Raw genomic sequence first — 21,562 nt, 5'->3', positions numbered from 1 at the left:
CCGCGGACCGCGGCAAGGCAGACGACGTCGTGTCGGGCAGATCCCATGGCCGTCAGTGGGCAGTTCTCATGACCGCCAGCGGGCAGCTTCGTGGCCGTCTCCGGGCAGTTTCTCGCGGCCGCCGACACGCGACTCACCTGGTGGCTGAACGCAGGGGTTCCGCCAACGCAGGTCGCAAGTTGGGCGGGACACAGCGTCCGAGTGCTGCTGGACGTCTACGCCGGGTGTGTCGACGGTGGCGAGCAGCAAGCACTGAAGCTCCTCAGGAAGGACTAAACCGGGAAGCCTGGCGACAAACTTTGTCGCGTATTTGTCGCGGCCAGCCGTTGACAGCCGGACCCGGCCGGACAGAGCCGGACAGACACCGAAGAGCCCCTGACCAGCATCGCTGCTGGTCAGGGGCTCTTTGTGGTGCTGTGGCAGGTGAAGGATTCGAACCTTCGAAGGCAAAGCCGACGGATTTACAGTCCGCTCCCATTGGCCGCTCGGGCAACCTGCCGGGATGTCGCGTACGGCGCCGTTTGGCCCCGCGGCAACGGGAGGAAACAATAGCGCAGCCCCCCGGGGCGACCTCAATCCGCCGCCCTTCCGCACCGAGCACAGGAGACCACCGTGGCCGACTCCTCCTTCGACATCGTCAGCAAGCTCGACCGCCAGGAGGTCGACAACGCGCTCGGCCAGGCCGCCCGCGAGGTCGCGACGCGCTTCGACTTCAAGGGCACCGGTGCCACCATCGAGTGGAAGGGCGAGCACGCGATCGAGATCAGCGCCTCCGCCGACGACCGGGCCAGCGCGGTGCTCGACGTCTTCAAGGAGAAGCTCATCAAGCGCAACGTCTCGCTCAAGGTCCTCGACGCCTCCGAGCCGCGCCAGTCCGGCCAGCAGTCCAAGATCGACATCGCGCTCAAGGAGGGCATCTCCTCCGAGGACGCCAAGAAGATCTCCAAGCTGATCCGCGACGAGGGCCCCAAGGGCGTGAAGGCGCAGATCCAGGGCGACGAGCTGCGCATCTCCAGCAAGAAGCGTGACGACCTCCAGGCCGTCCAGCGGCTGGTGAAGGAGCAGGACTACGACTTCGCGGTGCAGTTCACCAACTACCGCTGAGGCGCGTCCACCTCGACGCCCCGCGGGACCGGGACCGGGACGATGACCGTCGTGCGCAGCACCTCGCTCGGCGCTCGCCCGTAAGCCGCGCGGTAGTGGCGGCTGAAGCTGGAGCTGGTGAAGCCCCACCGGTGGGCGATCGAGGTGACGCTGCGGCCGTCGCCCGGCTCGGCGCTCCGCAGCTCGTCGTCGGCCTGGGCGAGGCGCACCCCGCGCAGGTACGCCGTGGGCGTGGTGTCGAGCTGGCGACGGAAGGCCATCTGGAGGGCCCGCGGGGTGACGAAGGCGGCGTCGGCCACCTGCTGCGTGGTCAGGTCGACGTCGGGGTGCGACTCGATGTAGGACACGGCGCGGCGCACCGTGGCGCTTCCTGCTCGCGAGGGCTCGCGGGGGACGACCTGCACGGCGTCGTTGGGGAAGCAGGCCAACGCCGTAGCGGCCAGCATCCGCGCGGCCGGCGCGACGACCAGTTGCGACCCGGCGTCGCCGAGCTCGGCCAGCAGCGCGTGGACCGCCGACGCCGCGTGCCACCACCGAGGCCCCAGGCCCCCGTGGGCCGTGCACGAGGTGAAGCGCGGGGGCCGGCGGGAAGCGTCGTCGCGCCGGCCCATCACGTCGGCGACCAGGGAGGCCGGCAGGCGCACGGCGAGCAGGGAAGCATCGCGCACCTGCCACCGCAGGTCGGCGGGGACGTCAGGGTGGTTGGCGAGCAGCACGTCCCCGGCACCGACCCGACGAGCGTCGGAGTCGCTGGGGTCGATGGGGTCGACGACGCCGCCGAGTAACGAGAGGACCACGACGTCCCGGCTGCCCGGCACGTGGACGTCGGTCTCGCCGGGCACCTCGACCCGTGCGGACCGCACGACCCCCGGCGTCCCGGCCGCCACCACGAGCCGCGCAGGGTGCGGCGGACGGTCTCCCCTCGGCAGGGGGTTCGCCACCCAGTCGCACGCATCGAGGAGCACGGGGTCCGCACCGAGCAGCCCCGGGTACGCACGGTGCCTGTCGGGTTCCCAGCCCTGGGGGAGCGCGCCCGCCGGGGACCCGCTGCCCATCACGCCCTGGCTGCGATCACGGGGACGGAGCGCTGGGCCATGTCTCGGAGGGTAGGCCCGATCGCCGACGACCGCGTCCACCAAAGGGTGGTGCCGCGCTTCGCCCCGTGGGTCGACCGGTTCGTTCTGCGCCTAGCGCGCCGGGGCGGTCCGCGGCGAGCATCGAGACACCCAGGGTCTGCGCACCCAGCCCCTGGGATCGCGCGGCGCCGTCGACCATTGCCCCCCAACGGTCGGCGGCGCCCCCGGAATGTCGCCCGGCACCGGCACCCGCACGCTGCGAGCGGCGTCGTACGCCGCTCAGGAGGCCCGGACCACCAGCCCGACGAGCACGTGCAGCCACCCCGCCAGCACGCCCCGCTCGTGGGCGTCGAGGGCCAGCAGCGTCCGCACGCGGTCCACGTCGACCGGCCCCGACTCAGGCCACCACACCGTCGCGCAGCCGGAACGGCATCGACGGCACCGTGGCCGCACCCACGGCGGGGCAGAGCCAGAGGGTCGCGCCCTCGTCGACGTGCAGGGCCTTGGCGTGGGTGCGCGTCATCGAGACCGTCACCTGCTCCCCCGCCGTGGTCTCGGCGCTGACCCGCACCTCGAAGCCGACCCGCAGCACGCGCACGACGACCGCCTCCTGCGCCCCGGCCCGGCCGGGGCCGCGGTCGACCTCGATGTCGTGGGGCCGCAGCACCACCCCTCCGAGGGTCGTGGTCTCGCCGAGGAAGCCCATGACGAAGTCGTTGGCCGGGTCGTCGTAGAGCTGGTCGGGCGTGCCGACCTGCTCGATCCGGCCCTGGTTGACCACGACGATCTCGTCGGCGACCTCCAGGGCCTCCTCCTGGTCGTGGGTCACGAAGACGGTCGTCACGTGCACCTCGTCGTGCAGGCGGCGCAGCCAGTCCCGCAGCTCCTTACGCACCTTGGCGTCCAGCGCGCCGAAGGGCTCGTCGAGCAGCAGGACCGTGGGCTCGATGGCCAGGGCCCGGGCCAGTGCCATCCGCTGGCGCTGACCTCCGGAGAGCTGCGAGGGCAGCCGGTCGGCGAACTGGCTGAGGTGCACGAGGGCGAGGAGCTCCTCGACCTTGGCCTGGATCCGCTCCCGGCCAGCACGCTTCTCGGGGGTCCACGGGGGGCGGAGCCCCCCGTGCGTGCGGATCTCGAGGCCGAAGGCGACGTTGCGCGCCACCGAGAGGTGCTTGAAGGCGGCGTAGTGCTGGAAGACGAACCCGACGTTGCGCTTCTGGACCGGGAGCCGCGTGGCGTCCTTGCCCTCGATCACGACCGAGCCGGTGTCGGGCGTCTCGAGGCCGGCGATGATGCGCAGCAGGGTGGTCTTGCCGCCACCGCTGGGACCCAGCAGGGCGGTCAGCTGACCGCGCGGGAGGCTCAGGTCGATGCCCTCGAGGGCCACGAAGTCGCCGTACCGCTTGGAGACGCCGGTGATGTCGATGCTCATGAGGTGGTGCCTTTCAACAGGGCCGAGGGGTGTCAGCGGTGGGCTTCGCGCGAGCGGAGCAGGGAGACGACGACGATCGCGAGGACGGAGACGCTGGCGAGGAGGAAGGCGATCGCGTAGGCGCCGTCCTGGTCGAAGTTGAGGTACTTCTCCTCGACCGCGAGGGTCGCGGTGCGGGTCTCGCCCAGGACGTTGCCGGAGACGACCTTCACGGCGCCGAACTCGCCGAGGGAGCGCGCCAGGGTCAGCACGACGCCGTAGACCACGGCCCACTTGATGCTGGGCAGCGTGATCCGCCAGAACGTCTGCGTCCCGCTCGCCCCCAGGCTGCGCGCGGCCTGCTCCTGCTCGTCGCCGAGCTCCTGGAGCACCGGCACCACCTCGCGGATGACCAGCGGGAGGGAGACGAACGCGGTCGCCATGATGATCCCCGGCGTCGAGAAGATGACCTGCAGGCCGGCGCCCTCCAGCGTGGGGCCGAACCAGCCGTTGCGACCGCCGTAGACCAGCACGAGCGCGAGGCCCACCACGATCGGGGAGACCGAGAGCGGCAGGTCCAGCAGGGCGCTGAGGATCCGCTTGCCGGGGAAGACCGTGCGCACCAGCAGCAGCGAGACGGTGACGCCGAAGACGGTGTTGATGGCGGTGGCGACGACCGCGGCGAGCGCGGTCAGCCGGAGCGCGTCGACCAGGTCGGGGTCCTCGAGGATGCTGCGCAGGGCCTCGTCGCCGTGGGCGAAGGTGTTGGTCACCACCAGCGAGACCGGCCAGATGACCAGCAGCACCAGGTAGGTGACGACCAGCAGCCGCAGGACGTACGCCGTGGGGCCGGGGGCGGGACGGGTGCGCTCAGCCACGGCGGGCCACCCGTCGCTGGACGACGTCGAGGACGATGATCACGAGCAGCGAGATCACCAGCAGCAGGGTGGCGATGGCTGCGGCCGTGCCCCGGTTGTCGTTCTCGATGGCGCTGAGGATCCGCACCGAGGTCACCTCGGACTCGAAGGGCAGGTTGCCCGAGAGCAGCACGAGCGAGCCGTACTCGCCGACGGCCCGGGCGAAGGACAGCGCGGCGCCCGCCGCGATGGCGGGGGCCAGCGCGGGGAGGACGATCCGGCGGAAGGTCGTCAGCCGGCTGGCACCCAGGGACGCGGCGGCCTCCTCGACCTCCTGGTCCAGCTCCTCGAGCACCGGCTGCACCATGCGGACGACGAAGGGCAGGGTGACGAAGAGGAAGGCGAGGTAGACCGACCAGCCGCTGTTGGCCAGCTGCAGCCCCAGCGGGCTCTCGTTGCCGTAGAGCGAGAGCAGCACCAGCCCGGCCACGATCGTCGGCAGCGCGAAGGGGATGTCGATGACCATCTCCAGCAGGGCCTTGCCCGGGAACCGGTCGCGCACCAGCACCCAGGCGATCATCGTGCCCATCACGACGTTGACCAGGGTCACCGAGAAGGCCGCGAGGACCGTGATCCGGATGGCGGCGGCGGTCTGTTCGTTGGTGACGGCCCGCCAGAAGCCGTCCGGACCGCCCGCCGCCGCCGTGGCGACGACAGCGGCGAGCGGGATGAGGACCAGCAGGCTGAACCAGGCCATGGTCAGCCCGATCCCCGACGTGCGGGTGAGGTTGTGGCTGGGCGTACGCCGTCGTGGGGCCGGGCCGACCGTCAGGCTCGGTGGTCGGGGCTCGAGCTGCACGCTCATGTCAGCCTCCCTGTCTTCTCTCGTGGCACGTCGGGGATCGGGGTGGGGCCGGGACTACTCGGTGGCCTTGCCGGACTTGGCGATCGCCTCGGTGACGATGCCGAGCGACTGGCCGTCCTCGCCGGTGCCGAAGAGCTTGTCCACGATGCCGCTCCAGTCACCGCCACCGAAGTTGCCGTCGAGGGTGAGCAGGTTCTGCACGGCGGGGAACGGGTCCTCGGGGTCGGCAGCACCCTCGATGTCGGAGGCCTCCAGGCCCACCGCGGCGAGGTCGGCGGTGCCGGGCTCGTCGAGGTTGAGCGGGCGGAAGCCGGTCAGGGCGAACTGGCGCTGGCCCTCCTCGCTCAGCACGAAGTCCAGCCACGCCTGGGAGGGCTCGCTGGCGTCCTCGGGGATCGCGCCGGGGTTCTCGATCAGCACCGTGGTCTCGGGGATGACGTAGTCGAAGCGCTCGCCCTGCTGGTTGGCCAGGATGGCCTCGTTCTCGTAGGCCAGGAGCACGTCGCCGTTGCCCTGCAGGAAGCTGGTGGTGGCGTCGCGACCGGAGTTGGTCAGCGACACGACGTTGGCGAAGACCTGGTCGACGAACTCGGTGGCCTCCTCCTCGGTGCCGCCGTTCTCGGTGATGTGGCCCCAGGCCGCGAGCGCGTTCCACCGGGCAGCGCCCGACGAGGCCGGGTTGGCCGTGACGATGCCCACGCCGGGCTTGACCAGGTCGTCCCAGCCCTGGATGTCCAACGGGTTGCCCTCGCGCACACCCAGGACCACGATCGAGGTGGAGACGATCCCCTTGTTCTCCCCGTCGTCCCAGGCCTCGTCGACCAGGCCGGCGTCGACCAGGCGGGCCACGTCGGTCGCGACCGACAGGTGCACGTAGTCGGCCTCGAGGCCCTCGGCGACGGCACGGCTCTGGTCGCCGGAGGCGCCGTAGGAGGTGTTGAACTCCACGCCCTCGCCCTCGGGCGTGGCGGTGAACTCGTCCGCGATCGCCTTGTTCGCGATCTCGGGGACGGCGAAACCGACGATGTTGATGGTGTTGGCGTCGTCGGCCGCGTCGCTGTCACCACCGCAGGCCGCGAGGGCGAGGGACAGCGGGAGCAGGACGGCGGCGGCGCGCAGGCGGCGCCGACGGGGTGTCGTCATGGTGACTCTCTTCCAGCCCGGGATCGGGCCTTGCGTGGGGGGGCCGGACATTTCCGGTCAATGTCGAGTGAATTAGTCCATTTACATCAGAAGACGTCAAGCCAGACCCTCCCGGCGTGTCGAGGATCACGCCGGTGGGCTCGACCGGAGCGCGGACGCGCTCTTGACGCGCACGGGGCGCGTCTACAGTGGCGAAGGCGTCCGGGGACGCCGATCGGACACCTGACCGATCGGCAGGATCCGTGCGAAACTAGAACACGTTCTAAGCATCGGCGTACGAGCGCGGCCACCCCGTGCTCGCGAAGGAGTGGGCGCACCGTGTCCAAGCAGGTCAAGCAGCTCGACCGGGTCATCATCCGGTTCGCCGGGGACTCCGGCGACGGCATGCAGCTCACCGGCGACCGCTTCACGCAGGAGTCGGCCGCATTCGGCAACGACCTGGTGACGCTGCCCAACTTCCCGGCCGAGATCCGCGCCCCCCAGGGGACCATCCCGGGCGTCTCGTCGTTCCAGGTGCACTTCGCCGACCACGACATCCTCACCCCGGGCGACGCCCCCGACGTGCTGGTCGCGATGAACCCGGCGGCGCTCAAGGCCAACCTCGCCGACCTGCCCAAGGGCGCGACGATCATCGTGGACACCCACGACTTCACCAAGCGCAACCTCGACAAGGCCGGGTACGCCGAGAACCCGCTCGACGCGATCGGCGACACCGCCGGCCCGCTGGCCGACTACGCCGTGCACACCCTCGACCTGACCGGCATGACCGTCGAGGCGGTCAAGGAGTTCGGGCTGTCGCGCAAGGACGCGGCCCGCGCCAAGAACATGTTCGCCCTCGGCCTGCTGTCGTGGATGTACGGCCGCCCGACCGACACCACCGAGGCGTTCCTGGCCCGGCGCTTCGCCAAGGTCCCCGCCATCCGCGACGCCAACATCACCGCCTTCAAGGCCGGCTGGAACTTCGGCGAGACCACCGAGACCTTCGTGGTGCGCTACGAGGTCAAGCCCGCCGCGATGTCGCCGGGCACCTACCGCAACATCACCGGCAACCTCGCGCTCGCGTGGGGCCTGGTCGCCGGCGGCGTGCAGTCCGGCCTGCCGGTCTTCCTCGGCACCTACCCGATCACCCCCGCCTCCGACATCCTCCACGAGCTCAGCAAGCACAAGGGCTTCGGCGTCACGACCTTCCAGGCCGAGGACGAGATCGCGGGCATCGGCGCGGCCATCGGCGCCTCCTTCGGCGGCGCGCTCGGCGTCACCTCGACCTCCGGCCCGGGCGTCGCGCTGAAGTCGGAGTCGATCGGCCTTGCGGTGATGACCGAGCTGCCGCTGGTCATCGTCGACGTGCAGCGCGGCGGTCCCTCCACCGGCCTGCCGACCAAGACCGAGCAGGCCGACCTGCTGCAGGCGATGTTCGGTCGCAACGGCGAGGCCCCCGTGCCCGTCGTCGCCCCGCAGTCGCCCGGCGACTGCTTCGACGCCGCGGTCGAGGCGACCCGGATCGCGGTTACCTACCGCACCCCCGTCTTCCTGCTCTCCGACGGCTACCTCGCCAACGGTTCCGAGCCGTGGCGGATCCCCGAGGTCGCCGAGCTGCCGGTCATCGACCCGGCGTTCGCGACGGCCGACGCCGACCAGCCCTACATCAACGAGGCCGCCGACGGTTCACTGACCTTCGAGCCCTACCGCCGCGACCCCGAGACGCTGGCCCGCCCGTGGGCTCCCCCGGGCGTCGCCGGGCTCGAGCACCGCATCGGCGGCCTGGAGAAGGCCGACATCACCGGCAACATCTCCTACGACCCGGCCAACCACGACTTCATGGTCCGCACGCGCCAGGCCAAGATCGACCGGATCGCCGACTCGCTCCCGCCGCTGGAGGTCGACGACCCGTCCGGCCAGGCGAAGGTGCTGGTGATCGGCTGGGGCTCGACGTACGGCCCGATCGGTGCCGCGTGCCGCCGGGTGCGCCGCGCCGGCTTCGACGTCGCGCAGGTCCACCTGCGCCACCTCAACCCCTTCCCGAAGGACCTCGGCGAGGTCCTGGGGCGCTACGACAAGGTGCTGGTGCCCGAGATGAATCTCGGCCAGCTCTCGCTGCTGCTGCGCGGGAAGTACCTCGTCGACGCCCTCGGCTACAACCAGGTCAACGGCATGCCCATCAAGGCCGCCGAGCTCGCCGAGGCGATCGGCCACCTCGTCGCCGAGGCCGAGGGCATCCCCGCCGACCAGCTCGACCTGTCCGTCGCGACCAGCCAGGAGGTCCACCAGTGACCATCGAACTCAACATGCCGACGTTCCGCTCCGGCATCGAGGGCGTGCCGACGCTCGAGGAGGGCCAGACCCAGACCGGGAAGGACTTCTCCAGCGACCAGGAGGTCCGCTGGTGCCCCGGCTGCGGCGACTACGCCGTGCTCAAGGCGGTCCAGGGCTTCCTGCCCGACCTGGGGCTGCGCCGCGAGAACATCGTGTTCGTCTCGGGCATCGGCTGCTCCAGCCGGTTCCCCTACTACCTCGACACCTACGGCATGCACTCCATCCACGGGCGTGCGCCGTCGATCGCCACCGGTCTGGCGACCGCGCGCGAGGACCTGTCGGTGTGGGTCGTGACCGGTGACGGCGACGCGCTGTCGATCGGCGGCAACCACCTGATCCACGCGCTGCGCCGCAACGTCAACATGACGATCCTGCTGTTCAACAACCGGATCTACGGCCTGACCAAGGGCCAGTACTCCCCCACCTCGGAGTCCGGCAAGATCACCAAGTCGACCCCGATGGGCTCGGTGGACCACCCGTTCAACCCGGTCTCGCTCGCCCTCGGCGCCGAGGGCACCTTCGTGGCCCGCACGATCGACTCCGACCGCAAGCACCTCACCTCGGTGCTCGCCGCGGCCGCCGCGCACCGCGGCACCTCGCTGGTCGAGATCTACCAGAACTGCCCGATCTTCAACGACGGCGCGTTCGACGCGATCAAGAGCCCCGACACCAAGGCCGACGCGATCATCCCGCTCGAGCACGGCCAGCCGATCCGCTTCGGCGCCCCGGCCGAGGACGGCCTGGGCTCGCGCGGCCTGGTCCGCTCGGCCTCCGGTGGCGTGGAGGTCGTCGAGGTGGCCGAGGTCGGCGCGGAGGCGATCCTGGTCCACGACGCGCACCACCCCGACCCGACGACGGCGTTCGCGATCAGCCGGCTCACCGACTCCGGCTACCTCAACCAGTCGCCGATCGGCATCTTCCGCCAGGTGGAGCGGTCGACGTACGACGACGAGGCCCGCGCCCAGCTCGCGACCGCCCGTGGTGCGGTCGAGGAGGCCGGCGCCGCGGCCCCCGCCGAGCGGCTCGCCGCCCTGATCGGTGGCGGCGACACCTGGACGGTCGTCTGAGGTCCGCTCACCCACACGCCAGAGGGCCCCACCATGACGACATGGTGGGGCCCTCGTGCGTGGGTAGCCGGGTCAGCGACCCCGGCTCAGAAGACGATCTTGTAGATGAAGACCTCGTCGGAGACCGCGGCGAAGAACTTGTCGTTCTCCTTCGTGGCAACGCGGTAGTAAGCACGCTTGTAGCCCTTGCCCGGACCCAGGATGCGCTCGGAGTAGCGACCCTTCGGGCTGGTCCTGATCTTCTTCCACGTGCTCCACTTCGCGCCGCACTCCTTGTCCTGCTTGCAGAGCTTGCGCTCGATGACGGCATTCACCCGCTTGCCGGTGCTGGGGGAGATCTTCCCCTTGATGACGAACTTGTTGGGCTTGGGCTCCGAGGGATTGATGGTGATCTGGCGCTCGACCTGCTCGGCACTGGCGGCAGGGCCGGTCGCGACGACCAGGCCGAGGCCGAGCAGCAGCGCGGTGAGGGTGGCGAGGAAGCGGTGCATGGTCCGCATGGGGTCTCCCTGGGGGGTGGGGGTCTTTACCGTCGGAGCGTCTCTGCCCCGCTGCTCCCCGAGCCAAACAGGCCTCTTATGCTCCGGTGGTGAACGACGTGGGACGAGGCGTGGCGCTGGGCGCGGCGGCGTACCTCATGTGGGGGCTCTTCCCCCTCTACTTCCCGCTCCTGGAGCCGGCCGGGTCGTTGGAGATGCTGGCGCACCGGGTCGTGTGGTCCACGCTCACCGTCGGGGTCCTCGTGCTCCTGCTGCGCCTGCGCTCGACCCTGGGCGCGGTGCTGCGTGACCGGCGCACCATGGTGCTGCTGTGCCTGGCCGCCGTGGCGATCAGCGTCAACTGGGGCGCCTACCTCTACGGCGTGACCAGCGACCGCGTGGTCGAGACGGCGCTGGGCTACTTCATCAACCCGCTGGTGACCGTGCTCATGGGCGTCGTGGTGCTCAAGGAGCGCCTGCGGCCGCTGCAGTGGGTGGCCCTGGCGGTGGCTGCCGTCGCCGTGGTGGTGCTGGCCGTCGCCTACGGGCGCCCGCCCTGGGTCGCGATCGTCCTGGCCCTGTCCTTCGCCTGCTACGGCCTGGCCAAGAAGACCGCCTCGGTCGGCGCGGTCGAGTCGCTCGCCGTCGAGACGGCGGTGCTGGCCCCGCTGGCCCTGGCCTTCCTGCTGGTCATCGGACTGACCGGCACCGCCGAGGCCGGCCGGCACGGGCTGGGCCACGCCCTGCCCTTCCACACGACCGGCATCGTCACCGCGGTGCCGCTCATCTGCTTCGGCGCCGCGGCCACGCGGGTCCCGCTCTCGACCATCGGGCTGCTGCAGTACCTCGCGCCGGTCCTGCAGTTCCTGCTCGGGGTCCTGTGGTTCCGCGAGGAGATGCCGGCTGCCCGCTGGGTCGGTTTCGTCCTGGTGTGGATCGCCCTGGTCGTCTTCACCGCCGAGGCCCTGACCCACCGGCGCCGCCAGCTCGCCCTGGCCGCCGAGGCGTCCGCGGTGTGAGGCGCCCCCTGCCCTGAGCGGCACCGTGGCACCCTGGTCCCGCTCGACGCGCGGTCGACGCCAGAAGGCTCCAGGAGGTTGACGGTGGACCTGTCCCAGGTGGTCCCGGGCATCATCGACACCCACATCCACCAGTGGGACCCGTTCACCACGCCGCGCGAGGCGTCGCGGCTCGCGCCGCTCTACCGGCGCGCACCGGGGCTGTTCGAGCGACTGATGCCGGTCCTGCTGGACCGGGGCGGCCGGGAGCTGATCCTCACCGCCCGGCACGTGGCCGGCGCTTACCTCCCGGCCGACTACGCCGCCGACGTCGCCCCCGTCCGGACCGTGCTGGGCGTCCCCGTCACCGACGCCGTGCACGTCCAGTGCGGCTGGCACCGCCCCGACCAGTCCGAGGAGACCGCCTGGCTCGACGCGCTGCCCTTCGGCGTCGAGGGCCGTCCGCGGCTCGCGGCCATCGTGGGCAACGCCGACCCGCGCGACCCCGACTTCGCGCGGCACCTCGACGACCACGCGGCGGCGAGCTCCCGCTTCCGTGGCATCCGCTTCATGACCGCCCACCACGCCGACAGCGGCGTGAAGTCCTGGATCGAGGAGCCCGGCGTCCTCACCTCGGCCCCGGTCCTGCGCGGGCTCGCCACCCTGGCCGAGCGCAGCCTGACCCTGGACACCTTCGTCTTCTCCCACCAGCTGCGCGAGGTCGCCACCCTCGCCGCGGAGTACCCGGAGCTGACGATCGTGCTCGACCACTACGCCACACCGATCGGCCTCCTGGGCCCCCGCGGCAAGACCACCGGTCGCACCGCGGCCGAGCGCGCCGATCTCCTGGCCCGCTGGCGCGAGGACATCGCGGTGGTCGCCGAGCACCCCAACGTCGTGGCCAAGCACTCCGGCCTCGCCTTCCCCCCGCTGGGCCACTCCGAGCGCGACCTCGACCGGGCGCGCCTCGCCGAACTGGTCGCCCCCCTGGTCGAGCACACCACCGCCGTCTTCGGTCCGGACCGGCTGGTCTTCGGCTCCAACTACCCGATGGACAAGCCGGTCGCACGCATCGAGACGATCCTCGGCGCCCTGGTCGACCTGCTCTCCCCACACGGCCCCGACCTGGTCCGCAAGGTCCTGCACGACAACGCGCAGCGGGTCTACTCGCTCTGAGCGCTCCCGGCGACGACGACCTTGCCCCGCGCACGGTCGACCTCCAGGTGCCGCAGGGCCGCCCCGCCCTCCTCGAACGGGTAGACCCGCTCCACCACGGGTCGCAGCCCGCCGCGCTCGACCATGCCGACCAGCTCGGTCAGCCGGGCCGCGTCCGGCTTCGCGACCGGCACGCTGACCCGCACGCCCATCAGCCTGCCCAGCAACGCTCCTCGCGCGAAGAGCCCGATCGGCCCCAGGTAGCCGCCCTCGCCCGGGTTCCCACCGCCGGCCAGCACGAGCCGACCGCGGCGCGCGACCAGGCGCCGGAGGACGCGGAGGGGCCGGTTGCCCACGAGGTCCAGCACGACGTCGTACGTCGCCGAGGACCGCTCCACCTCGCCGCGGGTGTGGTCGAGCACCGCGCTCGCCCCCAGCGAGGTGACCAGGTCGAGGTTGCGCGTGCTGCAGACGCCGGTGACCTCGGCACCCCGGGCGACGGCCAGCTGCACGGCGTACGTGCCGACCCCGCCCGAGGCGCCGATGACGAGCAGGCGGGTCCCCTCGCCGACCCGACCGGCGTCCAGGCAGGTCGCGGCCGTCGTCGCCGCCAGTGGCAGCGCCGCCGCCTCGACGACGCCCACCCCCGTCGGCCTCCGCGCCAGGCACGTCGCCGGCACCGCCACGAGCTCGGCCATCGTGCCCTCGTGCTCGCCCAGCACCTCGTCGCCGACCTGCCAGTCCTGCACGTCCGGACCCACCGCCACCACCGTCCCGGCGACGTCCCGGCCGCGGATCGGCTGCTTGGGCGCCCGCCGCCCGAACGTCGTCCGGTCCAGCCGCGCCACCCGCGGCTCGCCACGCATCAGGTGCCAGTCCGCGGCGTTGACCGACACCGCCGCCACCCGCACGAGCACCTCCCCGGCCCCCGGCACCGGGTCCGGGACCGCCGCCAGCCGCATCACCTCGGCACTGCCGTACACGTCCTGCACCCACGCACGCATCGCATGCTCCTGCCTCCGGCGGACCCCGCCGGCCCGCTCCGCGCCGACGCTAGTGAGCCCTCGGCCGCAGCGGGATCGGGTGGAACCCTGGCCCGACCCCGACCCCGACCCCGTGCGGCCGAGCGGGGTCACAGCGGATGGCTGGGGGCACCCGCCACGGGCACGTCACCCGGTCTCGACACGCGGGTCACGGCCTCGCAGGCTCAGCCGTGCCGCTCGCTCGACCACCGATCGACGAGTCCGCTGGCGCGTCCTCGTCAGCCGGTGCGGGTGGCGACGAGGTCGGCGAAGGCCTCGAGGGCGCGGCGCACGGGGGTGTCGGGCAGGACGACCAGGAGCGCCTTGGCCTCCTCGGCCTGCGCCTGGACGTAGGCACGGGCCTGGTCCATCGCGGGGTGCGCGCGCAGGAGGGCCAGCGCCTCGGCGACCTCGGCCTCGTCGGCGATCGGGCCGGAGAGCAGCGTGCGCAGCCGCTCGTCGGCCGGGTCGGTGGAGGCCTGTGCCATGAGCGTCGGGAGAGTGGGCACGCCCTCGCGCAGGTCGGTGCCGGGGGTCTTGCCGGACTCGTCGGTCTCGGAGGCGATGTCGAGGATGTCGTCGGAGAGCTGGAAGGCCGAGCCCACGATCTCGCCGTACGCCGCCAGCGCCTCCTCCACCTCGCGGCTGGCGCCGCTGAAGCGGGCGCCGTAGCGCGCGGAGGTGGCGATGAGCGAGCCGGTCTTGCCGGCGACGACCTCGAGGTAGTGCTGGAGCGGGTCCTCGCCGGGACCGGGCGGCACCGTCTCCATGATCTGGCCCTCGACCAGGCGGGTGAACGTCTCTGCCTGGATGCGCACGGCGTCCGCGCCCAACCGCGAGGTCAGCTCGGAGGACCGGGCGAAGAGGAAGTCGCCGGTGAGGATGGCGACGAGGTTGTCCCAGCGGGCGTTGGCCGAGTCGGCCCCGCGGCGCAGGGCGGCCTCGTCCATCACGTCGTCGTGGTAGAGCGAGCCGAGGTGGGTGATCTCCACGACGCAGGCCGCGGTGAGCACGTCCTCGTTGTCGGGGCGCTCCCCCGCCTCCGCCGCCAACAGCACCAGCAGCGGTCGGAACCGCTTGCCACCCGCGGCCAGCAGGTGCCGGGCCGCCTCGGTGACGTAGGCGGTGCGCCCCTCGACGTGGCCGTCGAGCAGGGCCTCGACGGTCTCCATCCGGGACCGGAGCCGGGCGGCGAGCGCGTCGTCGGTGACCGGCAGGGCCAGGGTGGCGGGGGGCGGGGTGGAGCTCACCTGATGAATTGTCCGGCATCCGCCGCGAGCTGCAGCAGCGGGCCCGGCACCAGGCCGAGGACCAGCGTGCCGAGGACGCCCACGGCGATGGTGCCGCTGGTCAGCAGCGACGGCGCGGTCACCGAGGCCACCTCAGCGTCGGCCTCCGGCACGTCGAAGAACATCAGCCTGATGTGGCGGACGTAGAAGTAGACGGCGAAGATCGAGGAGGCGATCGCGACGACCACCACCGGCCACGCGCCGGCCGACATGGCGACGGTGAAGACCGCCCACTTGCCGACAAACCCGGCGGTCAGCGGGATCCCGGCCATCGACAGCAGGAAGAAGGCGAACGCACCGGCGACGAGCGGCGACCGCCTGCCCAGACCGGCCCAGCGGTCGAACGCCGTGGCCTCGCCGGAGGAGTCGCGGACCAGGCTGACGATCGCGAAGGCGCCGATCGTGGCGAAGGAGTACGTCGCGAGGTAGAACATCACGGCCTGCAGCGACGTGACCTGGCCCTCGGCGAGCTCGCCGGAGGCCTGGACACCCAGGACACCGGTGAGCAGGAACCCGGTGTGGGCGACCGCCGAGTAGGCGAGCATTCGCTTGACGTCGGTCTGCACGACGGCGAGGACGACGCCGATGAGCATCGTGAGAATCGCGATGACCCACATGACCGGCTGCCAGCTCCAGCGGTCGGCGCCGAAGCCGACGTACAGCAGGCGCAGCAGCGCACCGAAGGCGGCGATCTTGGTGCCGGCGGACATGAAGGCGGTCACCGCGGTCGGGGCGCCCTGGTAGACGTCGGGGGTCCAGGCCTGGAACGGCACGGCGCCGACCTTGAAGAGCAGACCGACCAGCAGCAGGCCGAGGCCGATCTGCAGCATCACGGAGTTGGCGGCGTCGTTGCGCACGGCCGCGTCGATCGCGCCGAGGTCCATCGAGCCGGCGTAGCCGTAGACCAGCGCCATGCCGTAGAGGAAGAACCCGGAGGAGAACGCGCCGAGCAGGAAGTACTTCAGCGCCGCCTCCTGGCTCAGCAGGCGCCGGCGACGGGCCAGACCGGTGAGCAGGTAGAGGGGCAGCGAGAGGACCTCGAGTGCGACGAACATCGTGAGCAGGTCGCCGGAGGCCGGGAAGAGCAGCATGCCGCCGACGGCGAACATGAGCAGCGGGTAGACCTCGGTGTGGTTCAGGCCCTGGGCCTTGCGCTCCGCGTCGCTGCCCGGGAGGGCGGCGGCCTGGCCCGAGAAGGCGGACACGCCGGCCTCGAGGCGGCGCTCGGCGAAGAGCGCGACCCCCATGAGCGAGGCGACGAGCACCAGCGCCCAGATGAAGACCGTGGGTCCGTCGACGACGACCGACCCGGCGCCGCCGATGAGACCACGGGCCTTGCCGTCGGCGACCTCGTCGAGGTTGGTGCCGACCAGCACGGTGCCGACGAGCGCGACGAGCAGGCCGACGGCGGCCAGGACCACCTGGACGACGTGGCGGCGACCGCGCGGGAGGAAGGCCTCGGCGAGGATGCCGAGGCAGGCGACGCCGAAGACCACGATCAGCGGCCAGATCTCGGCGTACTCGAGGGCGGGCTCGGTGAACTCCATCAGTACTCGCCCTCCTCGGCGGTCTCGGCGGCCGCGGGCGCGGTCACCTCGGGCGGGTCGTCGGTGACCCCGACGTGGCTGAGCAGGTCACCGACGTAGGGGTCGGCGGCGTCCATCAGCGGGATCGGGTAGAAGCCGAAGAAGACCAGGGCGGCGACGAGCGGGGCCACGGCGGCGATCTCGCGCACGCCGAGGTCCTGGTCGCGGGTCACGACGTCGGCGGTCGGGCCGGTCATGGTGCGCTGGTACATCCACAGCACGTAGATCGCGGCGAGCACGATGCCGGTCACGGCGACCGCGCCGACGTACCAGGCGTACTGGAAGGCCGCGATGATCACCAGGAACTCGCTGATGAACGGCGAGAGGCCCGGCAGGCCGAGCGTGGCCAGGCCGGCGACGAGCAGCAGGCCGGCGAGGACCGGGGTCACCTTTTCCTGGCCGCCCAGCTCGCGGATCGAGGCGGTCCCCCGGCGGCTCACGAGGTAGCCCGCGACCAGGAACAGCGCCGCGGTGCCGAGGCCGTGGTTGACCATGTAGAGGATCGAGCCGGTGCCGCCCTGGGTGCTGAAGACGAAGATGCCCAGCACGATGAAGCCGAAGTGGCTCAGCGAGGTGAGGCCGATCAGGCGCATCACGTCGTCCTGGCCGATCGCCACGAAGGCGCCGTAGACGATCGAGACCAGCGCCAGCACGATGACCAGCGGCGTCGCCCACTGCGAGGCCTCGGGAAAGATCCCCAGGCAGAAGCGCAGCATGCCGAAGGTGCCGATCTTGTCGAGCACGCAGACCAGCAGCACGCTGGTCCCCGGCGTGGCCTTGCCCGTGGTGTCGGCCAGCCAGGTGTGCACCGGGAAGAGCGGGGCCTTGATCGCGAAGGCGATGAAGAAGGTGGCGAAGAGCCACCGGCCGGCCTCGGTCTCGATGTCGAGCGCCATCAGGTCGCTGAGCAGGTACGACGGCGAGCCGGCCTGCGCGGAGACGACGTAGAGCCCGATGACGCCGATCAGCAGGATCAGCCCGCCGGCCAGCTGGAACATCAGGAACTTCAGCGCGGCGGCCGAGCGGCCCACGCGACCGAAGCCACCGATGAGGAAGTACGCCGGAATCAGCGTGGCCTCGAAGACGAGGTAGAAGAGGAAGACGTCGGTGGCCAGGAAGACCGCCAGCGACAGCGACTCCAGCGCCAGGGTCCAAGCGACGAAGGCCGTCGGGCTGCCCTGCTCGTTGCCGTCGACCGGGGTCTCGGTCTCGCGCCAGGAGGCGAGCAGCACGACCGGCACCAGGAGCGCGGTGAGCAGCACCATGAGCAGGCCCAGGCCGTCGACACCCAGGGCGAAGTGCACGCCGAAGGCCGGGATCCAGTCGTAGGTCTCGGTCAGCTGCATGCCGCCGTCGAGCTCGTACTGCGCGGCCACGACCACGGCGAGGGCCAGGGTCGCCGAGGAGACGCCGATGCCGGCCTGCTTGGCCACGGCGCCCTTGAGGAACGGCACGACCAGCGCACCGACGAGGGGCAGCGCCACCAGGACGCTGAGGATCGGGAAGTCGTCCATTACAGGTTCACCACCAGGAGGGCCGCGAGCACGATGACCACGCCGGCGAGGATGGACAGGGCGTAGGACCGCACGAAGCCGTTCTGGGCCCGACGCAGGCCCTGGCCCAGGCCCTGCACGAGCGAGGCGCCGCCGGTGAAGAGCCCGTCCACGAGCGAGCGGTCGGCCGACACCAGTCCACGGGTCAGTGCCTTGCCGGGCTCGACGACCAGGGTGTCGTTGATCGCGTCGCCGTACAGGTCGTTGCGGGCCGCTCGGGTCACGAACGAGACGTCGGTCGGGGCGGTGCTGGGGATCGGGCGCTTGCCGACGGTCAGCCAGGCGATCGCGACGCCGACGGCGACCACCGCGACCGTGATGATCGAGAAGACGATCGCCGGGAACGGCAGCTCGTGCTCGGGGGCCTTGCCGACCACCGGCACCAGCCAGTCCTTGATCCAGGAGCCGAGGTACAGGACGCCTCCGAGGACCGACAGCGCGGCCAGCACGACCAGCGGGAAGGTCATGACCTTGGGCGACTCGTGCGGGTGCACGCCGTCCTCCCACCGCTTCTCGCCGAAGAAGGTCATCAGCATGACGCGGGTCATGTAGAAGCCGGTGACGCCGGCGCCGATGAGGGCGCAGATGCCGAAGACCGGGCTCTCGACCAGCGCGGTCTCGATGATCTTGTCCTTGGACCAGAAGCCGGAGAAGAGCGGGAAGCCGATGATCGCGAGGTAGCCCATGGCGAAGGTCAGGAAGGTGACCGGCATGAGCTTGCGCAGCGCGCCGTAGTGGCGCATGTCGACGTCGTCGTTCATCCCGTGCATCACCGAGCCGGCGCCCAGGAACATGTTGGCCTTGAAGAAGCCGTGGGTGATGAGGTGGAAGATCGCGTAGGCGTACCCGTACACGCCCAGCCCCGCGGCCAGCATCATGTAGCCGATCTGGGACATCGTCGAGCCGGCGAGCGCCTTCTTGATGTCGTCCTTGGCGCACCCGATGACCGCGCCCCACAGCAGCGTGACGGTGGCGACCACGACGACCGCGGTCTGGGCCGCGGGCGCCGCCTCGAAGACGAAGTTGGAGCGGACCACGAGGTAGACGCCGGCGGTGACCATGGTCGCGGCGTGGATCAGCGCGGAGACGGGCGTCGGGCCCTCCATCGCGTCCAGGAGCCACGCCTGGAGCGGCACCTGGGCGGACTTGCCGGCCGCGCCGAGGAGCAGCAGGAAGCCGATCGCCGTCATGGTGCCCTCCCCGGCACCCGAAGCGTTGGCGGAGATGACGGTGAAGCTGGCCGAGCCGAAGGTCACGAAGAACATCGCGATCGCCAGGCTCATGCCGATGTCGCCGACCCGGTTGATGACGAAGGCCTTCTTGGCGGCCGCGGCCGCGGACGGCTTGTGCTGCCAGAAGCCGATCAGCAGGTACGACGCCAGGCCGACGCCCTCCCAGCCGAGGAAAACGCCCAGGTAGTTCTCGGCGAGCACCAGCATGAGCATGGCGGCGACGAAGAGGTTGAGGTAGGCGAAGAACCGGCGGCGGCGCGGGTCGTGCTCCATGTAGCCGATGGAGTAGACGTGGATCAACGAGCCCACGCCGGTGATCAGCATCAGGAACAGGATCGACAGCGGGTCGACCAGCAGGTCCATCCCGATCTCGTAGCCGCCGACGCTCACCCAGTCCCACAGGTGCTGGGTGACGGAGCGGTCACCCTCCTCGCGGCCCATCATGGCGATGAGCAGCAGCGTGCTGAGCACGAAGGAGCCGACCGCGGTCGCGGTGCCGAGCAGGTGCCCCCAGGCGTCGGTGCGACGACCGCCGAGCAGCAGGATCGTGGCGCCGAGCAGCGGCAGGGCGATGACCAGCCACAGCAGCGGGAAGACGCCGCCGGCGTCGGCCGCGCTGACGGGGTCGACCACGGGGATGCTGTGGCCGCCTTCGGTGTAGAGGAACATCGTCCGCCTTAGTACTTGAGGAGGCTCGCGTCGTCGACCGAGGCCGAGCGACGGGTCCGGAAGATGGTCATGATGATCGCGAGTCCGACCACGACCTCGGCCGCGGCCACGACCATGACGAAGAAGGCCGCGACCTGGCCGTCGAGGTTGCCGTGCTGGTGGGCGAACGCGACCAGGGCCAGGTTGCACGCGTTGAGCATCAGCTCCACGCACATGAAGACCACGATGGCGTTGCGTCGGGTCAGGACACCGATCGCGCCGATGGTGAACAGCACGGCCGAGAGGCCGATGTAGGCGTTGACGTCGTTCACGCGCCGGCCTCCGGGTTCTCGGTGTTGTGACCACTGCCGGAGGCCTGGTCGGTGCCGCCGGTGGCGCCGCCGGCGGGGCCGCCGTCGACGTCCTCGAGCGTGCGCTGCACCTCGGTGATGTCGTCGGCGAGCGCCGGGGCGGACCGGACGGTACCGCGTGCGGCGAGGACCCGGGCGACCGACTCCTCCGCGGGGGTCCCGTCGGGCAGGAGCGCCGGGGTGTCGACGGCGTTGTGGCGGGCGTAGACGCCCGGCGAGGGCAGCGGGACCAGCGGTCGGCCGGTCTCGGCGAAGTCACGGACGCGCTGCGCGGCCATCGAGGCCTGGGTGGGCTTGGGCTCCAGCCGCTCGCGGTGGGCCAGGACCATCGCGCCGACGGCGGCGGTGATGAGCAGCGCCGCGGTGACCTCGAAGAGCAGGACGTAGCGGGAGAACAGCAGGTCGGCGAGGCCCTCGATGTTGCCGCCGCTGTTGGCGGCGTCGAGGCCGACCATGGTGCCGAGCGAGATCTGCGCGACGCCGACGAGCAGCAGTGCGCCCAGCACGACACCGGCGGTCCAGGCCAGCCAGCGCTGGCCGCGGATGGTCTCGACGACGGAGTCGGAGGCGTCGACGCCGACGAGCATGACGACGAAGAGGAACAGCATCATGATCGCGCCGGTGTAGACGATGATCTGCACCGCGAACAGGAAGGGCGCCTCGAGGGTCAGGTAGATGATCGCGAGGCTGATCATCACCGCCGCGAGCAGCAGGGCCGCGTGCACGGCCTTGCGCACGAACAGGATGCCGAGGGCCGCGGGGACGATGATCGCCGAGAGCAGCCAGAAGGTGATGCTCATGCCTGCTCCCCCGTGGCCAGGCCCGCCGCGAGGTTCGAGCCGGGTGCCGGCGCGGCGTACTGCCCGCGGTAGTAGGCGCCCTCGTCGTCACCGAGCCGCATCGGGTGCGGCGGCTGCTCCATGCCCGGCAGCAGCGGGGCCAGCAGGTCGGACTTCTCGTAGATGAGGTCGGCCCGGTTGTCATCGGCCAGCTCGTACTCGTTGGTCATCGTCAGCGCGCGGGTCGGGCACGCCTCGATGCACAGGCCGCACAGGATGCAGCGCAGGTAGTTGATCTGGTAGACGCGGCCGTAGCGCTCACCGGGGCTGAACCGCCCGGACCCGTCGGGCAGGTCGGTGTTGGAGGCGCCCTCGACGTAGATCGCGTCGGCCGGGCAGGCCCAGGCGCACAGCTCGCAGCCGACGCACTTCTCCAGACCGTCGGGCCAGCGGTTGAGCTGGTGCCGGCCGTGGAAGCGCGGGGCGGTGGGGAGCTTCTCGAAGGGGTACTGCTCGGTCACCACCTTCTTGAACATCGTCCGGAACGTGACACCGAACCCGGCGACCGGGTCGATGAACTGCTCCTTGAACGTCTTCTCGTTCTCAGCCACAGG

General features: G+C 71.2%; 19 protein-coding genes and 1 tRNA gene. 5 read left to right on the top strand and 15 right to left on the bottom strand.

What is annotated here, in order from left to right:
• Nucleotides 1–417: 417 nt before the first annotated feature.
• Nucleotides 418–499 (bottom strand) — tRNA-Tyr (locus ACYVID_RS08485).
• Nucleotides 500–612: 113 nt separating this feature from the next.
• On the opposite strand from ACYVID_RS08485, the gene ACYVID_RS08480 reads away from it, so the two are divergent.
• Nucleotides 613–1,104, top strand: coding sequence for a YajQ family cyclic di-GMP-binding protein (locus ACYVID_RS08480; protein WP_300641605.1), 492 nt, complete (start codon nucleotides 613–615; stop codon nucleotides 1,102–1,104).
• On the opposite strand, the gene ACYVID_RS08475 is transcribed toward ACYVID_RS08480, so the two are convergent.
• From ACYVID_RS08475 to ACYVID_RS08455, 5 genes are all read right to left on the bottom strand, one after another.
• On the bottom strand, nucleotides 1,095–1,967 hold the full coding sequence (locus tag ACYVID_RS08475; protein ID WP_300641607.1) for a helix-turn-helix transcriptional regulator: 873 nt from the start codon (nucleotides 1,965–1,967) through the stop codon (nucleotides 1,095–1,097). The genes ACYVID_RS08480 and ACYVID_RS08475 overlap by 10 nt on opposite strands.
• A gap of 610 nt (nucleotides 1,968–2,577) precedes the next feature.
• Nucleotides 2,578–3,612: a sulfate/molybdate ABC transporter ATP-binding protein gene (locus ACYVID_RS08470; RefSeq protein ID WP_460736274.1), complete on the bottom strand. Its 1,035-nt coding sequence runs from the start codon at nucleotides 3,610–3,612 to the stop codon at nucleotides 2,578–2,580.
• Nucleotides 3,613–3,644: 32 nt separating this feature from the next.
• Complete coding sequence (locus ACYVID_RS08465; protein WP_460736273.1) at nucleotides 3,645–4,469, bottom strand: sulfate ABC transporter permease; 825 nt, start codon at nucleotides 4,467–4,469, stop codon at nucleotides 3,645–3,647.
• Nucleotides 4,462–5,313, bottom strand: coding sequence for a sulfate ABC transporter permease subunit CysT (cysT, locus tag ACYVID_RS08460; RefSeq protein WP_460736272.1), 852 nt, complete (start codon nucleotides 5,311–5,313; stop codon nucleotides 4,462–4,464). Before cysT ends, ACYVID_RS08465 begins: the two co-directional genes overlap by 8 nt.
• A gap of 54 nt (nucleotides 5,314–5,367) precedes the next feature.
• Nucleotides 5,368–6,456 carry a sulfate ABC transporter substrate-binding protein gene (locus tag ACYVID_RS08455; protein ID WP_460736271.1) on the bottom strand — a complete coding sequence of 363 codons (1,089 nt, stop codon included), beginning with the start codon at nucleotides 6,454–6,456 and terminating at the stop codon, nucleotides 5,368–5,370.
• A 318-nt stretch (nucleotides 6,457–6,774) separates the two neighbouring features.
• Here ACYVID_RS08455 and ACYVID_RS08450 point away from each other — a divergent pair, with 318 nt between their 5' ends.
• The gene (locus ACYVID_RS08450; RefSeq protein ID WP_460736270.1) at nucleotides 6,775–8,727 is read left to right on the top strand and encodes a 2-oxoacid:acceptor oxidoreductase subunit alpha; all 1,953 of its coding nucleotides are present in this window, start codon (nucleotides 6,775–6,777) and stop codon (nucleotides 8,725–8,727) included.
• Nucleotides 8,728–8,741: 14 nt separating this feature from the next.
• Complete coding sequence (locus tag ACYVID_RS08445) at nucleotides 8,742–9,836, top strand: 2-oxoacid:ferredoxin oxidoreductase subunit beta (RefSeq protein ID WP_460736281.1); 1,095 nt, start codon at nucleotides 8,742–8,744, stop codon at nucleotides 9,834–9,836.
• 86 nt (nucleotides 9,837–9,922) lie between these two features.
• Here ACYVID_RS08445 and ACYVID_RS08440 read toward each other — a convergent pair whose 3' ends face one another.
• Nucleotides 9,923–10,336 carry a hypothetical protein gene (locus tag ACYVID_RS08440; RefSeq protein WP_460736269.1) on the bottom strand — a complete coding sequence of 138 codons (414 nt, stop codon included), beginning with the start codon at nucleotides 10,334–10,336 and terminating at the stop codon, nucleotides 9,923–9,925.
• An 89-nt stretch (nucleotides 10,337–10,425) separates the two neighbouring features.
• On the opposite strand from ACYVID_RS08440, the gene rarD reads away from it, so the two are divergent.
• A complete protein-coding gene (gene rarD / locus ACYVID_RS08435) occupies nucleotides 10,426–11,334 on the top strand; it encodes an EamA family transporter RarD (protein ID WP_460736268.1) in 909 nt (302 codons plus the stop codon).
• Between the two features lie 84 nt (nucleotides 11,335–11,418).
• Nucleotides 11,419–12,489 carry an amidohydrolase family protein gene (locus ACYVID_RS08430; RefSeq protein ID WP_460736267.1) on the top strand — a complete coding sequence of 357 codons (1,071 nt, stop codon included), beginning with the start codon at nucleotides 11,419–11,421 and terminating at the stop codon, nucleotides 12,487–12,489.
• Here ACYVID_RS08430 and ACYVID_RS08425 read toward each other — a convergent pair.
• The 8 genes from ACYVID_RS08425 to nuoI form a co-directional block, all read right to left on the bottom strand.
• Entirely contained in the window at nucleotides 12,477–13,472 is a 996-nt protein-coding gene (locus ACYVID_RS08425; RefSeq protein WP_460736266.1) for an NAD(P)-dependent alcohol dehydrogenase, read from the bottom strand. The genes ACYVID_RS08430 and ACYVID_RS08425 overlap by 13 nt on opposite strands.
• 257 nt (nucleotides 13,473–13,729) lie before the next feature.
• The gene (locus ACYVID_RS08420) at nucleotides 13,730–14,740 is read right to left on the bottom strand and encodes a polyprenyl synthetase family protein (protein WP_460736265.1); all 1,011 of its coding nucleotides are present in this window, start codon (nucleotides 14,738–14,740) and stop codon (nucleotides 13,730–13,732) included.
• Nucleotides 14,737–16,326, bottom strand: coding sequence for an NADH-quinone oxidoreductase subunit NuoN (nuoN, locus tag ACYVID_RS08415; RefSeq protein WP_460736264.1), 1,590 nt, complete (start codon nucleotides 16,324–16,326; stop codon nucleotides 14,737–14,739). The genes ACYVID_RS08420 and nuoN overlap by 4 nt, the downstream gene beginning before the upstream one ends.
• The gene (locus ACYVID_RS08410; protein WP_460736263.1) at nucleotides 16,326–17,879 is read right to left on the bottom strand and encodes an NADH-quinone oxidoreductase subunit M; all 1,554 of its coding nucleotides are present in this window, start codon (nucleotides 17,877–17,879) and stop codon (nucleotides 16,326–16,328) included. The genes nuoN and ACYVID_RS08410 overlap by 1 nt, the downstream gene beginning before the upstream one ends.
• Nucleotides 17,879–19,819: an NADH-quinone oxidoreductase subunit L gene (gene nuoL, locus ACYVID_RS08405; protein ID WP_460736262.1), complete on the bottom strand. Its 1,941-nt coding sequence runs from the start codon at nucleotides 19,817–19,819 to the stop codon at nucleotides 17,879–17,881. The genes ACYVID_RS08410 and nuoL overlap by 1 nt, the downstream gene beginning before the upstream one ends.
• Before the next feature lie 8 nt (nucleotides 19,820–19,827).
• Entirely contained in the window at nucleotides 19,828–20,130 is a 303-nt protein-coding gene (gene nuoK / locus ACYVID_RS08400; RefSeq protein WP_300643938.1) for an NADH-quinone oxidoreductase subunit NuoK, read from the bottom strand.
• A complete protein-coding gene (locus ACYVID_RS08395) occupies nucleotides 20,127–20,969 on the bottom strand; it encodes an NADH-quinone oxidoreductase subunit J (protein WP_460736261.1) in 843 nt (280 codons plus the stop codon). Before ACYVID_RS08395 ends, nuoK begins: the two co-directional genes overlap by 4 nt.
• Nucleotides 20,966–21,559 (bottom strand): NADH-quinone oxidoreductase subunit NuoI, encoded by a 594-nt coding sequence (gene nuoI, locus ACYVID_RS08390; protein WP_460736260.1) that lies wholly within the window; start codon nucleotides 21,557–21,559, stop codon nucleotides 20,966–20,968. The genes ACYVID_RS08395 and nuoI overlap by 4 nt, the downstream gene beginning before the upstream one ends.
• Between the last annotated feature and the right edge of the window lie 3 nt (nucleotides 21,560–21,562).

It is taken from the genome of Nocardioides ginkgobilobae (assembly GCF_054781275.1).
Note: the sequence above shows the minus strand (reverse complement) of the source record. Positions and strands in the feature narration are given on the sequence as shown.